The following is a 13,862-nucleotide window of genomic DNA, read 5'->3' on the forward strand; positions in this document are numbered from 1 at the left end:
TAGTGAAATTCCTTTCGTATACCAAAATAAGTAGTGGCGTAATCATTATTAAGGGAGGGAATTTCGAATGTCAGGTCAAGCCATCATTTTATTTTCAAATGATTTATATATGCAAAACAATGAACAAGTAAAACAATTTGTTGAAAATGGCTCTGAGTCTTTTACTGCACTTTTTCTTGGTGAAAAGTTAGTAGTGGTTATAAAAGCTTTGAAGGAAAAAAAGCAGACATATGATCAAATCCGTATGATCGCCGGTGCTGTCTCGCGAGAGCTGAGTAAGCGTAAAGTAGTAAATGCGATTATATATGAGGAAGCACTGCAAAAAGCATTGCCGAAATTACATGTAGATGGGATGATAACTGCTTTTGTGGAAGGCTGGCACTTAGGTGCATATAAGTTTGTTATGTATAAGTCAAAGGGAAATTCCTTTAAGACGGAGCTACGAGTGGAAGGCAGAGCAGAATTGCAGTTGTTCATTGAAATAGGAAAAATCCGTGCAGAGGCGACCAACTTTTCTCGTAATTTAATGAATGAAATTCCGAATGTACTAAATCCTGAAACATTCCCAACGATCTTACGAGAAGAGTTTGCTCATTCAGATGTACAAGTGAATGTATTTAATAAAGAAAAGCTGGAAGAATTAGAAATGAATGGCGTCTTAACGGTTTGCCGTGGGAGTAAATATAAACCTTCCTTTGTTGAACTTATCTATTGCAGTGACGAATCTAAGCCACTTATCGCTCTCGTTGGGAAAGGGGTAACTTTTGATACAGGCGGCATTAGCTTGAAGATTGGAAGAGATATAAGTAATATGCGCATGGATATGGGCGGTGCCGCTGCTGTTGCTGGAGCAGTGAAGCTGTTATCTGCATTGAGAGCAAAGGTAAATGTTATTGCGCTGATTCCAATGGTTGAAAACACAATTGACAATACGTCAGTACTTCCAAGTGAGATCATCCGATACAAAAATGGCCATACCGTGCAGGTTGCGAACACAGATGCGGAAGGGCGTCTCATCCTAGCTGACGGTCTCATTCGCGCAGGAGAGTGGGGAGCAAAATACGTCGTTAATATTGCCACATTAACAGGAGCCATTGCTAATGCACTAGGATCAAAAATAGCTGGTGTATTCGGGGATGAACGTCTTTCATTTGAAATGAAGGAAATCGGTCGTGAAAATGGTGATTTTATTTGGCCAATGCCATTGGTCGAGGAATATGAGAGTTACTTAAACAGCGATTATGCTGATTTTAGTAATATTAGTTCAAAGGGAGAAGCAGGCTCGATTACTGCAGGATTATTCCTTCGCCGCTTTGTTCCGAAATCATGCCAATGGCTTCATGTAGACATGGCTGGAGTAATGGAAAGTGACGAAACCGGCTATTATGCAAAATCAGCAACAGGATTTGGTGTTAGATTACTAGCTGATTTTACAGTACATGTTTCAAAGTAAGTTTATAAGACCGCAAATGGTAAATTTTCAAAGAGAAGTGGTCCATAAGAGTGATAATCGGACCACTAATGTTAAATTTTCGAAGAGAAGTGGTCCTTAAGAATGATAATCGGACCACTATAGTTAGATTTTCAAAGAGAAGTGGTCTATAAGAGTGATAATCGGACCACTAATGTTAGATTTTCGAAGAGAAGTGGTCCGTAAGAGTGATAATCGGACCACTAATGTTAGATTTTCGAAGAGAAGTGGTCCATAAGAGTGATAATAAGACCACTAAAGTTTGATTATTATATAGATTGGGTCAGTCCACCTTAGATAATACGGTATGGGACTGACCTTTTTCGTTAATTGCTATTAAATTATTTGGACCTATAAAGCGTAATTCTTTGCAGGTAAGGAATTTCAAGTTTCATTAAAGAATATGATTTAACAAGAGTACTAACATAATTGAGTTTAAGTACATTCCTTTTTAGATGATTGTAATAATGAACAATAAAGGAGATGAAGATTATGTCGGTTGCAGCTGGAAGGTATATTGAAGTTGAATCCGGTGTAGAATTGTTTGTTCAAGATGTTGGAAGTGGAGAGCCTATTGTTTTTATACCAGGCTGGACATTTACGACTGAAGTGTTTTCAGAGCAGGTAGCGCATTTCTCAAAAACCAATCGAGTCATTGTCATCGATCCGAGAAGTCATGGCCGTTCAACCATTTCACTGCATGGAAATGATTATATAACTCACGGTTCAGATTTAGCAAAGGTCTTACAAGTGCTGAATGTAAAAAATGCAACACTTGTAGGGTGGTCTTTCGGCTGCCTAACGATATGGGAGTACATAAGACAATACGGAATGGAAAACATGAAATCTTTAATATTTGTCGATATGTCACCGAAGCCCTTATCGACTAATCATGAGCAAGACTGGGTGGAGGGACCTCTTGATGATATCGGAACAGCTTACACAGCATATTTGCGAAATCCAAAAGGACATAGGGAGTTTGTTACGAGTTATACCACTCAAGTGATGGTTCAACGAGAACTGTCGGAGGATGAATTAAATTGGCTAGTTGAGCAATCGTTAAAAACACCATATTATATTGCGGCAAATTTATTTTCCGCTGGCATGTTTTCTGATTATCGCCATGAAGCGAAACTTGCAAGTAACTCTGTCCCGACTTTGACTATAGTAGCGGAGCATTGGGCAGAAATTGCGAAGGGATTCACGCAAAAAATTTCACCTAAATCCACATTTGAAGTGCTTGGTGGACATTTGATGTTTTGGGAGTATCCAGAGAAATTTAACGAAATTATTGATCGATTTCTAAGGAATGAAAAATAAACAAACGTCATTATTTAAGAACGAAATGAGGTTTGGTGTCAGTCCTCCACTAAGTTAAAGAGGTGGAGGACTGACACCATTTTTCTACACGTTAAGAAAGTATAAATTACCCGTGCAGAAGATGATTGACGCGGTTGCCAATTTTAGGAATTAAGTGCAACGGACGGATGTCCTAGTCGGGCGAATGCCACAGGACGTGGCATATATGAGCGCGATTAGTGCAACTACGCCTCTGTCTTCGCCTTTCCAAGGCTCGCCAATCGGCGAGTTTTTTTTATATAAAAGTTGCTATTTCTTCCAGTGGCATCCGAGTAGTGTCGTGTGCAGGAACGGCTGCTTTTCCTAAAGCGATCAGTACAATGGGTACATATCGATCGGACAAATCAAATGCTTCCGCGAATTGCTTTTTATTAAATCCGCCCATGCATACAGTATCATATCCTTTCGCTTTTGCGATTAACATCAATTGCATGGAAATTAAACCAGCATCAAAAGTCGTTATATTCAATCTTACGTCAGCAGGTGCAGACGGATATAATCCTTTTGCATTTTGAATTAGGCGTTCCATATTTGTTTCATCGATATTGCCTGCTTCGAAGTTAGACTGGTAAATTTTATCAATATTATGATACATCTCAGTATCACCAATTACGGCAATGATGGCTGAGCATGTTTCAGTTTGCTCTTGATTATAGGCAATTTGTTTGACCTTTTTCTTCGTTTCTTGATCTTGGATGATTATGAATCTCCAAGGCTGCAAGTTACTTGATGATGGAGCTTCTATTGCTTCAGTTAGCATAGAAGCGATTTCTTCTTTTGAAATATTATATGATGAATCGAATTTCCTTACGGATTTTCGTTCGTGAATGACTTCAGACAAGATATCATATTTTTCGGACATGGTAGTATTCTCCTTCTAGCATATTCATTAACTTACTTAAAGTAAGTACGGATTCAAGGTTACTATTAGTAAGTTTGTTTGTCAATAACTATATATGCTAAAATGAAAGTATCAAACAAATGGAGTTTTTTTATGGAGAAAAAAGAGAGTCTAATTCAATCTTCAATAAATGAAAAAGGTGTTTCAAACTGTGATAGTTTTCATACAACCATTGAGTTTATTGGTAAGCGATGGATGGGGATTATTATCTACCATTTATTAAGTGGACCAAAGCGTTATCATGAGTTATTAGCTGAAATTCATGGCATATCTGATCGATTATTGACCGAACGATTACGCGAATTGGAAGCGCAAGGTTTTATTGTAAAAAAGGTTTCTAAAACTTCTCCAAGAAAAGTAGAATACGAGTTAACACAGACTGGAAGAGGATTAGAAGAAACCATTAAAGCTATTCTTAAATGGGTAAAGGAAAATAGTGGTCATACTAGAAAAGGCAACGAATAAAGTTTTGGGATGCCGAGAAGCGGATTTTGTATATATTAGATAGGATCATTTTTACCAGTTTGAAGCAGAAGCCATATAGGTTTCTGCTTCTTTTATGTGTGGGAGAATGACATTACAAATTCTAGTCGGCTTCCTCTATTTGTTTAAAATAATTAGCGACCAGCTGTTCGAGCTGTTGAAGTTCTTTTTTCTCGAAAGATCCTTCCTCTGATTTCAATGATTGAATCGCCATCTCGATGAGAAACTTTCGGGAATCTTTTGAATGTAAAAGTTCTTCTAGAATAAAATCAAGCAATTCGATATATTTTGCCTGATCTTCATTGTGGATCAGAGATTTTTTTAATGTTGAAATAGAATGATAAAGCTTCTGTTGAAAATCTTTGTTCGTTTTTTTGCAGTTAGGCATCCAGCTATCTAAAAGTTCAGGTGGCAGCAATTGTTCTCCTGTCTCTGCAACTTCTTCTACCATTTTAATGGTTCGATTTACACTATAACGAACGATGTCATGAATGCTCACATTCGAGTTATTCGCCGCGGAATTGTATTTTTGGTTATTCTGTAATATGCCTCTAAACATGATGGCACAATCTAACAGATAGGGCTTCTTACTCTCGCCGAAGATGTCAATGAATCTTTCATATAACCAACGAATTGATTTCATATGACATCGTTTTAAAAATTGTTTTAGTTCCTCATCATTTGAATAGAATACTTCATCAAAAAGGGAAAGTAGCTTATTTGCTCGATTTGTCTCGTATTGGTATTGAATCTGTTTAATAAAGATTTCAATATTTTTAGGATCCTGGCCAATAAGTAAATCTTCTTGTCCTTTTTCTATCTTCTTAAAAAGTGTTGTAAAAAGAGCGATTAATAATTCATTCTTCGATGAAAAATAGTTATAGAATGTACCTTTAGATATCCCGCTATAGTCTAAAATATCTTGAATAGATGTAGCTTGAAAACCTTTTTCAATAAATAACTGATGAGCTATGTCGATAACATGCTGCTTACGAGTATTCATTCAATCACCTTTAATTTTTAAAATAAAGTATATCCTTTTTGGAGTTAGAGAAATGTCTAGCTCCAGCACCTACCCCCGAAGTACAGGACGTACTAGTGTCGACAATGCGACAAGGACGTCGCGTTTTTGTCGACCTCGAGGTCACAAGCCAATCCTCCCAGAAAGGTAAAGAACACCTTTCCGTTAGGCTCGTCTTGCGCTTGTCGGGGGTGACCACTAAGGAAAGGACCTTAGAATAATCATCGCAGGAACAATCTGAACTTTGATTGTTCCAAAGGTGCTTACACTTTTAATTGGACTTCCTGTATAAAAATCATAGTATACCATTTGAAACTTTTACACAAACCTTTAGAAAAACAGTTTTTTTATGATTGCAATATTTGAACTCTTGGTATATGATATTATTCTAAATGAAACGAGAGTACAAAATAATGCACTATATGTATAGGGGGAGAGATAATGGATCATTCCATAAATAAGTCCAGTCGTCCACCGTACGGGATTATTGCTGTCTTAATGATCGGAGCATTTATTGCATATTTAAATAATACGTTATTAAATATTGCACTACCGTCGATTATGACAGATTTGCAGATTAAAGAAACGACCGTACAGTGGCTTTCAACGGGCTTTATGCTAGTAAATGGTGTTTTGATTCCAGCTACGGCTTTTTTAATTGAAAAATATTCAGTTCGAAGGCTTTTTTTATTTGCAATGGGATTATTTACAATAGGAACGGTCATTGCAGGTACTGCTCATGCTTTTCCGGTATTATTATCTGGACGTATGCTACAAGCTTCGGGGTCAGCTATCTTAATGCCGCTGTTAATGAATGTCATGCTTGTTAGTTTTCCTATTGAAAAACGTGGGACAGTAATGGGGATTTTTGGTCTAATCTTAATGTCTGCTCCAGCAATCGGTCCTACTTTATCTGGATGGATTATTGAGCATTATGACTGGAGAATGCTTTTCCATTTCATCACACCAATTGCAGTAGTTGTTTTCTTGATTGGCTTTTTCTTGCTTAAAGATAAAAAGGAAAAAGTGAATATCCGACTTGATATTATTTCGCTTATATTATCATGCTTGGGCTTTGGTGGCATTCTATATGGTTTTAGCTCGGCAGGCAGTAAAGGCTGGGATAATCCAGAAGTTTATGGAACCATCATTTTGGGGGTTATTTCCTTAATTTGGTTTATTTTACGGCAAACAAGGCAAGAACGGCCAATGCTTAATTTCAAGGTTTATAAATATCCGATGTTTGCGTTATCATCAGCGATTTCAATGACCGTAAATATGGCTTTGTTTTCTGGGATGATATTATTGCCCATTTATGTTCAAACAGTCCGTGGAATATCCCCAATGGATGCAGGGCTATTATTATTGCCAGGAGCTATTTTGATGGCTCTTATGTCTCCTTTAACAGGGAGATTATTTGATAAATTTGGAGGGCGTATATTAGCGATTATTGGCATAACCATAACAGTTGTTACAACTTTTTATTTCAGTAAGTTAACGCTGGATACTAGCTACACTCACTTAATGATTCTTTACTCTGTGAGATCGGTTGGCATATCGATGTGTATGATGCCTGTTTCAACAAATGGACTCAATCAGTTGCCAAGACGGCTCTATCCACATGGAACGGCGATGAATAATACACTTAATCAAGTATCTGGTGCTATTGGGGTAGCGTTATTAGTCACGATTATGTCCAATCGTACTGAATCACATGCCGCAAGTTTAGCCAAAGAAGCGATGGAGAATATGGGGACTGGACAATCAACAGAAGCAGCAATCCTAGAGATGAAGCAGCAAATTTTGATGAAATCCATGCTGGAAGGATTAAATTTTGCATTCCTAGTGGCTACAGTATTTGTTGCCATTGCCCTTATTCTTGCCTTCTTTATGAAGCGTGCAACACCAGTGGAAGATTCATTAGATGAAAAAACCACTAGTGAAAAAGTGGAAGCAAAATTAGCAGAAAACTAAAGATCTTAAAATGAAAAAGCTTATTTGTCAATGAATGACAATAAGCTTTTTCTTATTTGATTTCAAATTATTATTTCAAAATTATAGAAAAATTTTCAATAACTTAAAAAAATTCAGTTTTAAATTTATCCAAATATGCTAAAATACTCTTAATATTCAAACGTTTATCGCGGATTAACGGGCAGTAAAACCCCCACTGACGGAAGTTTCACTTTATTTGAGATAAAGGATTTGAGAAAAATTTGTATAAGATTTTTATTGAACGAGAAGATGATGTGTACATGGCAAGTTCAATAGGGAAGAGAGTTGCTGTAGATTGTGGCTTAAATAGAAGCCAACAAACCAAATTGGTTGTTTCCATCATGGAGTTAACCCGAAACATTGTCTTTTATGCTGGTAAGGGTGAGCTTCAAATTAATCCATCTCCTCCCCATAGCATAGAAATCATTGCAATTGACAAAGGTCCTGGGATTTCGAATCTGGATCAAATTTTTAATCAATCATTTACCTCCAAAACTGGTTTAGGATTGGGGTTATCTGGGGTGAAACGATTAATGGATGAATTTGAAATTACAAGTAACATTGGCCTAGGTACAAAAGTTCGAGCCGTAAAGTGGCTCAATAATGGGGGTAACTTCATTTGATTAAACTACCTACCTCTAATAAAGTCTCATACGGAATAATTGAACTTAATCCTAATGGAACGATTCAAAAAATAAACACAGAAGGAAATCGACTATTAATTTCGGAGGAAAGTGATTCCGACAATCTTTTTCACCGAGTAAAAAACAACGAAATTAAGACAAAGCTTCACGAATGCTTTATGGGGAAATCCAATGAGTTTATTGCTACCATTGATACACAACCGCACTTATTTTTATTTCATCGAACATTTAAAGATCAAAGGTTAGTTAATATTCATATATACATATTTAATGTCATTCATATACAAAATTCTCATGAGTATAATAACTGGAATAATCATTTATTATCCTCAATTGGAGAAATGGCTGCTGGCATTGCTCATGAGGTAAGAAATCCCTTGACTGCCGTGAAAGGGTTTCTCCAATTAATGGAACAAAATCATAATCAAGAATATATTCAAATTGCAAAAAGTGAATTGGACCGGGCTATACAAACTTTAAATGATTTAATGAGTGTATCAAAGCCAGAATTTTTTCAAGAAAAACATACTACATTCAATTTATGTTCAGAAATCGAATCGATTTTACTTTTATTTCAAAACCAGCTTTATCATATAAATTTAATAAAGAAGTTTGAACATGAAAATGCATTGATTACCGGTAGGAAGGATCAAATAAAAAAAGCATTGTTCAATTTAATTAAGAATGCGATCGAGGCGATGACTGAAGGTGGTACTTTGATCATTGAGCAATATGATGATGCTCATGAAATTCACCTCAGCATTTCTGACTCCGGTATTGGCATCCCAAAAGACAAGTTGCGTTTGCTTGGTACTCCTTTCTTTACATTAAAACAGGATGGAAAAGGGATGGGTCTCGCACAAGTTTTTAATGCAATACAAAGCAGCAATGGCAAAATACGCGTCTCAAGTGAATCAGGACAAGGAACGACTTTTTTCCTTTCCTTCACTAAAACACTTCAACACTCTAACTCTTATTTGGGAGGTCATTCGATGATACAAACAGTCAATTCAAAGGAAGAATTATCTCAGTTTTTGAAGGACAATATAGATTTTTATACAAAAGAGTGGATTCAATATTTACATAAAAATAAAAGCTATCTAATATCTTTAATAAGAGAAAACGGTCTTCTGGAAGAATACGAAGAAGAAGGAAATCCGATCATTAAAGTTGTGACTGAGAATATTTTAGAGCTTAAAACGGAAGAAATTATGGATTGGGCGAAAGAGGGAGGCAGTAAATGGGTAAAAACGGACTTTCCGATACATTTATCCTTGGAACTTTTTCAATCAGCCCGTGGAATTATTTGGAATGCAATCAAAATATTTTACCTTGAATCCAAACACTCTCTTAGTATGGAGGAATTTTTTGCATTAGAACGCTATGTAAACGACATCATCGATTTATATATAGATTCTCATACTGCTTATTATGTTAATTATAAAGATGAATTGTTAAAGAGCCATCGTGAAACCGTAGATGAATTGTCTGTTCCTATTATTCCGATCGCTGAAAAAGTTTGTATTCTTCCGATAGTGGGCAATGTGGACACATTTCGGGCAAAAAAAATCCGCGAAAAGACGCTCTTCAAGGTAAAAGAGCTAAAAGCTGAGCGATTAATAATTGATATTTCAGGTGTACCTTTTATCGATACATCCGTTGTTAACCACTTATTTAAAATTGTAAAAGGCATTAAATTATTAGGCTGTTCAACTATTTTAACAGGAATCAGTCCTGATATTGCAGACACAATGATAGAACTCGGAATCGAAATTGACAATGAGCTAAAAACGAAGTCTGACCTACAGCAGGCTTTGCAGGAGATTCAATAATTTAAGATAAAAATGCACTATTTCCAAAAAAAGAGGAAATGTGCATTTTTGTTTACCTTAATATCACAAGAAACTTCCTATTTTGAAAAAAGATTAAGTTTCCCAATCCGATCTACGGCCTCTACTAATAACTCTTCATCCACCAATAATCCGACGCGGATGTACCCTTCGCCATATTCTCCAAATCCATTACCAGCAGCAACCGCTACATCCACTTTCTCTAGTAAATAATCTGCGAAAGCTTCGCTCGTAAATCCGCTTGGAACAGGGAGCCAAGCGAAAAATGATCCTCTTGGAGCTTGGACATCCCACCCAATTTTACGGCATTCGTTCATAAGTACATTTCTTCTGCTTTCATAGCGAGCAACCAGTTTATCGACACATTGTTGATCATCTGTTAGCGCAACAGCAGCTGCTTTTTGTACGGCTGGAAAGAGGCTGCAGTATAAATGATCTTGTATGAGATTAAGCGCTTCGATAATGGTCGGATTTCCAACGGCAAAGCCAACACGCCATCCTGCCATATTATACGTTTTCGATAGCGTATACATTTCGACGCCAATATCTTTAGCACCCTCCACTTCGAGAAAACTGATTGGCTTTTTACCGTCAAATCCAATGGCACCGTAGGCAAAATCATGCAAAATCGTAATATGATGCTTTTTTGCAAAGGCAACGGTTTCTTCAAAAAAAGCTCGATCAGCCGTTGCGCCGGTAGGATTGTTCGGATAGTTAAGATACATGAGTTTCGCTTCTTCTCTTTGGTTAACAGGAATGGCATTGTAGTCTGGTAAAAAATGATTTTCTACTTTTAACGGAAAAGTTTGATATTTGACGTTTGCTAAGACAGCACCTGATAAATAATCAGGATATCCAGGGTCAGGTAATAGCATGAGGTCGCCCTCGTTTAGCAAGCACATTGGGAGCTCGACAAGTCCAGCTTTCGTCCCAAAAAGAACTGCCACTTCAGTTGCTGGGTCAATGTCAAGACCGTATTGTTTTTTATAAAATACAGCAGCTGCATTTTTTAACTCTTGAATCCCGCGAAAAGGAGAGTACTTATGAGTTATCGGGTCCTCTGCAGCGGCTTGTAATGCTTTGACAATATGGGGAGGTGTAGGCTGATCAGGATTTCCTTGTCCCAAATTAATTACTTCTCGACCTTCAGCTATGGCTTTGCCCACTTTTTCAACTAAAGATGCAAAAAATTGAACGGGTAATTTTTTTAAGCGCTCTGAATATTCCATACAATCCACCTTTTCTGCAAAATGATTAAGATTAATTTCAAATTTTATATTCTTTCATTAAAAATGTCTATTATAATGTTCCTTAAGAATTTAAGTGTCAAAACACTTGAATATCAATGAAAGAAAAGTTAAGAAAAGGGAATAACAATAATAGGGAAGTACCTAGGAATAAAACAAATTAGTGAATGATTAGTAAAAATGGGTTAGAAAAAATGTAAAGAATATATTTTTCTATATTAAATTCTGAATAAAATTATTGTTAAGATATGATATAATTATTTTAAAAAAATAACAGTAAGGAGCATTCGCTATGTTAAAAGATATTTTTATGGGCCTTTCCCAAAACCAATTACTAAACAGTGCAGCTAAAAAGTACGGGTTAAAAATGGGGGCGCAAAATGTCGTAGCGGGAACGAATATTGAAGAAACGATCAAGAGTATTAAAGAGCTAAATGCTCACGGAATCTCTTGTACTGTAGATAACTTAGGTGAGTTCGTATTTAAAGAAGAAGAAGCACTAGAAGCGAAAGAACAAATCTTAAAAGTTATTGAAGCGATTCATGAAAATAAAGTTGCTGCCCATATCTCTTTAAAGCCGACACAATTAGGTCTAGATATTGATTATTACTTCTGCTTAAGCAACTTAAGAGAAATTGTCGATTTAGCAAGCAAATATGATATTTTCGTCAATTTTGATATGGAAGATTACGGTCATCTACAGCCTTCCTTTGATCTATTAGATGAGCTTTCAAAAGAGCATGATAATGTTGGAACTGTTATTCAAGCTTATTTCTTCCGTGCAGAAGATGATATCGAAAAATATAAAAATTATCGTTTACGTATCGTTAAAGGTGCTTATAAAGAACCAGAGCATTATGCATACCAAGATAAACAGGATATTGATGCAAACTTTATTAAGTTAATCGAATACCATCTTTTAAATGGTAAATTTACATCAATCGCAACTCATGATCATAATATTATTAACCATGTAAAACAATTTGTTAAAAAGAATAATATTCCGAATGATAAGTTTGAATTCCAAATGCTTTACGGATTCAGAAAAGATCTTCAATTAAAGCTAGCAAGTGAAGGCTATAACTTCTGTACGTATGTGCCATTTGGAAAAGACTGGTACGGATACTTCATGCGTCGTTTAGCAGAAAGACCGCAAAACTTAAACCTTGTGGTTAAACAAGTATTTAACAAAAAAACAAACACAGTGCTTGGTGTAGCAGCAGGTGCGTTTCTACTAGGAAGAATAACTAAGAAGAAAAAAGGAAAATAATCATCTAAAATGAAATTAGATATTATATTCTTTTAACGTTTTATACAATGGGTTCTGACCCTTACCAAACTAAATATAATTCCTTTAATTTGGTCCAGAGAGGCCGAAAAGGGTTGATAGACTGACACTTAATTTTTGTCATCTTATATTTTCATGCCCTTTTGTCCTCTGTGACAGAAGGGCATTATTTTTTTGGTTAAAATCAGGCCTCTTTTAAATAAGTCCTGTGAGACTTGAAAAGAGAATGGAAGAGAAATTTGTTCCATTCCTTCAATACAAGAGGAATCTAATAACTGCAAGAAACATATTGAGAGGGTGGAGCAAAATGGATTATCGTAAAAAGACAGTCATAGCATCAGTGGCAGGTTTAACATTAGAAGGTATGGACATCATGTTTATCTCCTTTGCCATGTCCATGATCGTTGCACATTTTCATTTAGACTTAGCAACAGGGGGATTAATTTCATCTATAACAAATATGGGAATGCTTGCCGGAGGAGTTATTTTCGGGATCTTAGCAGATAAGTTTGGCAGGGTGAAAATTTTCACCTATACAATTATATTGTTTGCAATTGGTACTGCCTTAACAGGATTAGCTACAAGTATTGAACAGATTTATATATTCAGATTTATTGCTGGGCTTGGTGCTGGTGGAGAATATGGAATAGGAATGGCGCTTGTTGCAGAAGCATGGCCGAAAAATAAACAGGGAAGAGCCTCTTCGTATGTAAGTGTAGGAGCTCAATATGGTGTTATTCTCGCTGCTTTGCTAAGTGCAATCATCCTGCCTACTTTAGGGTGGAGAGCATTGTTTTTTGTAGGAGTGTTACCGGTTATTTTCGCCTTTATTGTACGCAAAAACTTAGATGAATCCCCAGAGTGGCTCGCTGCCAGGAAGGACCAAAAGGCTGCAAATAAACAAGAGAAAGGTAAGCTGCATCAGTTATTTGAAACACCTAGAACAGCGATAACAACGATTTCATTAGCGATTATGGCAACTGTTCAAATCGCAGGTTACAATGGATTAATGATCTGGCTGCCCTCTATGCTTCAAAAATCACAAGGATTATCTGTATCTAGTTCAGCACTATGGACAATCAGTACAGCTGTTGGAATGATTATAGGTATGCTTACTTTTGGACAATTTATGGATCGATTTGGAGCAAAGCGTTCTTTTGGAGTCTTTCTATTAGCCTCTGCATCTGCGGTATTTTTATACTCATATGCACAAGGTGGTGCAGCAGTCTTGATTGGCGGGGCCATTGTTGGGTTCTTTTCGAATGGGATGTTTGCAGGATATGGAGCATTGATCAGCAGCTATTATCCAGTACAAGTTCGAAGTACTGCTACGAATACGATTTTTAACTTTGGACGAGCAGTAGGTGGATTATCGCCAATCCTCGTGGGCTACATTCTACAAAACTATGATATGACGGTTGCAATGGCTTATCTAGCAGTCTTATACTGCCTATCCTTTGTTGTCATGCTAAGTCTTAAAAAAGAGAAGTTTAGTATTTAAAAAAGAAAGAAGCTTAATATATCAAAGGTCAGTCCCCAATCAAATGTTGGCGGACTGGCCTTTTTTTTGAAATGTTTTTTTATCCAATGGTTTTTTTCTCTT

Annotated in this window: 11 protein-coding genes; 8 read left to right on the forward strand and 3 right to left on the reverse strand. The window is 36.4% G+C overall.

Going from position 1 to position 13,862, the window contains the following annotated elements; all coding sequences use genetic code 11:
- Positions 1-67: 67 nt before the first annotated feature.
- Both FSZ17_RS04080 and FSZ17_RS04085 read left to right on the forward strand, forming a co-directional pair.
- Positions 68-1,453, forward strand: coding sequence for a M17 family metallopeptidase (locus tag FSZ17_RS04080; RefSeq protein WP_057775798.1), 1,386 nt, complete (start codon positions 68-70; stop codon positions 1,451-1,453).
- A gap of 510 nt (positions 1,454-1,963) precedes the next feature.
- The gene (locus tag FSZ17_RS04085) at positions 1,964-2,791 is read left to right on the forward strand and encodes an alpha/beta fold hydrolase (protein WP_057775799.1); all 828 of its coding nucleotides are present in this window, start codon (positions 1,964-1,966) and stop codon (positions 2,789-2,791) included.
- Positions 2,792-3,065: 274 nt separating this feature from the next.
- On the opposite strand, the gene FSZ17_RS04090 is transcribed toward FSZ17_RS04085, so the two are convergent.
- Positions 3,066-3,692 carry a nitroreductase family protein gene (locus FSZ17_RS04090; protein ID WP_057775800.1) on the reverse strand — a complete coding sequence of 209 codons (627 nt, stop codon included), beginning with the start codon at positions 3,690-3,692 and terminating at the stop codon, positions 3,066-3,068.
- A gap of 132 nt (positions 3,693-3,824) precedes the next feature.
- Here FSZ17_RS04090 and FSZ17_RS04095 point away from each other — a divergent pair, with 132 nt between their 5' ends.
- Positions 3,825-4,196 carry a winged helix-turn-helix transcriptional regulator gene (locus FSZ17_RS04095; RefSeq protein WP_057775801.1) on the forward strand — a complete coding sequence of 124 codons (372 nt, stop codon included), beginning with the start codon at positions 3,825-3,827 and terminating at the stop codon, positions 4,194-4,196.
- Positions 4,197-4,317: 121 nt separating this feature from the next.
- Here FSZ17_RS04095 and FSZ17_RS04100 read toward each other — a convergent pair whose 3' ends face one another.
- Complete coding sequence (locus FSZ17_RS04100) at positions 4,318-5,217, reverse strand: TetR/AcrR family transcriptional regulator (protein WP_057775802.1); 900 nt, start codon at positions 5,215-5,217, stop codon at positions 4,318-4,320.
- A gap of 459 nt (positions 5,218-5,676) precedes the next feature.
- On the opposite strand from FSZ17_RS04100, the gene FSZ17_RS04105 reads away from it, so the two are divergent.
- The 3 genes from FSZ17_RS04105 to FSZ17_RS04115 all read left to right on the forward strand — a co-directional run bounded on the left by FSZ17_RS04105 (position 5,677) and on the right by FSZ17_RS04115 (position 9,706).
- Positions 5,677-7,209: a DHA2 family efflux MFS transporter permease subunit gene (locus FSZ17_RS04105; protein ID WP_057775803.1), complete on the forward strand. Its 1,533-nt coding sequence runs from the start codon at positions 5,677-5,679 to the stop codon at positions 7,207-7,209.
- A gap of 242 nt (positions 7,210-7,451) precedes the next feature.
- The gene (locus FSZ17_RS04110) at positions 7,452-7,853 is read left to right on the forward strand and encodes an anti-sigma regulatory factor (protein ID WP_057775804.1); all 402 of its coding nucleotides are present in this window, start codon (positions 7,452-7,454) and stop codon (positions 7,851-7,853) included.
- The gene (locus FSZ17_RS04115) at positions 7,850-9,706 is read left to right on the forward strand and encodes an ATP-binding protein (protein ID WP_057775805.1); all 1,857 of its coding nucleotides are present in this window, start codon (positions 7,850-7,852) and stop codon (positions 9,704-9,706) included. The genes FSZ17_RS04110 and FSZ17_RS04115 overlap by 4 nt, the downstream gene beginning before the upstream one ends.
- 77 nt (positions 9,707-9,783) lie before the next feature.
- On the opposite strand, the gene FSZ17_RS04120 is transcribed toward FSZ17_RS04115, so the two are convergent.
- Positions 9,784-10,953, reverse strand: a complete 1,170-nt coding sequence (locus FSZ17_RS04120) for a pyridoxal phosphate-dependent aminotransferase (RefSeq protein ID WP_057775806.1) — start codon at positions 10,951-10,953, stop codon at positions 9,784-9,786.
- 310 nt (positions 10,954-11,263) lie between these two features.
- On the opposite strand from FSZ17_RS04120, the gene FSZ17_RS04125 reads away from it, so the two are divergent.
- Positions 11,264-12,241, forward strand: coding sequence for a proline dehydrogenase family protein (locus FSZ17_RS04125; RefSeq protein ID WP_057775807.1), 978 nt, complete (start codon positions 11,264-11,266; stop codon positions 12,239-12,241).
- Between the two features lie 325 nt (positions 12,242-12,566).
- Entirely contained in the window at positions 12,567-13,760 is a 1,194-nt protein-coding gene (locus FSZ17_RS04130; protein ID WP_057775808.1) for an MFS transporter, read from the forward strand.
- Positions 13,761-13,862 lie beyond the last annotated feature (102 nt).

This window comes from Cytobacillus dafuensis, from assembly GCF_007995155.1.
GTDB lineage: Bacteria > Bacillota > Bacilli > Bacillales > Cytobacillaceae > Cytobacillus > Cytobacillus dafuensis.

Excerpts from the sequence above, each read along its gene's own strand:
- FSZ17_RS04080 (WP_057775798.1), top strand. The coding sequence starts at position 68 with ATGTCAGGTCAAGCCATCATTTTATTTTCAAATGATTTATATATGCAA.
- FSZ17_RS04085 (WP_057775799.1), top strand. The coding sequence starts at position 1,964 with ATGTCGGTTGCAGCTGGAAGGTATATTGAAGTTGAATCCGGTGTAGAA.
- FSZ17_RS04090 (WP_057775800.1), bottom strand. The coding sequence starts at position 3,692 with ATGTCCGAAAAATATGATATCTTGTCTGAAGTCATTCACGAACGAAAA.
- FSZ17_RS04095 (WP_057775801.1), top strand. The coding sequence starts at position 3,825 with ATGGAGAAAAAAGAGAGTCTAATTCAATCTTCAATAAATGAAAAAGGT.
- FSZ17_RS04100 (WP_057775802.1), bottom strand. The coding sequence starts at position 5,217 with ATGAATACTCGTAAGCAGCATGTTATCGACATAGCTCATCAGTTATTT.
- FSZ17_RS04105 (WP_057775803.1), top strand. The coding sequence starts at position 5,677 with ATGGATCATTCCATAAATAAGTCCAGTCGTCCACCGTACGGGATTATT.
- FSZ17_RS04120 (WP_057775806.1), bottom strand. The coding sequence starts at position 10,953 with ATGGAATATTCAGAGCGCTTAAAAAAATTACCCGTTCAATTTTTTGCA.
- FSZ17_RS04125 (WP_057775807.1), top strand. The coding sequence starts at position 11,264 with ATGTTAAAAGATATTTTTATGGGCCTTTCCCAAAACCAATTACTAAAC.
- FSZ17_RS04130 (WP_057775808.1), top strand. The coding sequence starts at position 12,567 with ATGGATTATCGTAAAAAGACAGTCATAGCATCAGTGGCAGGTTTAACA.